Origin of the sequence: Bartonella capreoli (assembly GCF_902813205.1) — a bacterium.
Classification (GTDB): Bacteria; Pseudomonadota; Alphaproteobacteria; order Rhizobiales; family Rhizobiaceae; genus Bartonella; species Bartonella schoenbuchensis.
This window is the reverse complement of record NZ_CADDZX010000392.1, coordinates 1-387: the sequence shown is the minus strand read 5'-3', so window position 1 is coordinate 387 and position 387 is coordinate 1. Positions and strand designations below refer to the sequence as shown.

1 protein-coding gene is annotated in these 387 nt (G+C 41.6%); it reads right to left on the bottom strand.

The annotated features are described in order from the left end of the window. Window positions 1-387, bottom strand: a 387-nt coding sequence (locus J7R05_RS08950; protein WP_208541934.1) for an ATP-binding cassette domain-containing protein, incomplete at both ends; no start/stop codon positions are given.

The window sequence follows — 387 nt, the reverse complement described above, 5'->3', positions numbered from 1 at the left end:
GCGCGCTGAATTTCTTGTTCTTTCGTTGTATCAAGAGCTGCAGTTGCTTCATCTAAAATAAGAAGTGGAGGTGCTTTTAAAAGTGTCCGCGCAATTGCCACGCGTTGTTTCTCACCACCAGATAATTTAAGACCTCGGTCACCTACCATAGACTGAAAGCCCTCTGGAAGCATTTCAATAAATTTTAATATCTGTGCCATTTCAGCAGCCTTGTGTATCTCTTCATCTGTTGCACTAGGGCGCCCATAACGAAGATTATATGCAATTGTATCATTAAATAAAACTGTATCTTGCGGCACCATACCGATCACTTCACGTAAACGTTTTTGCGTTACATCACGGATATCCTGTCCGTCAATTGTTATCGACCCTGAGTCAACATCATAA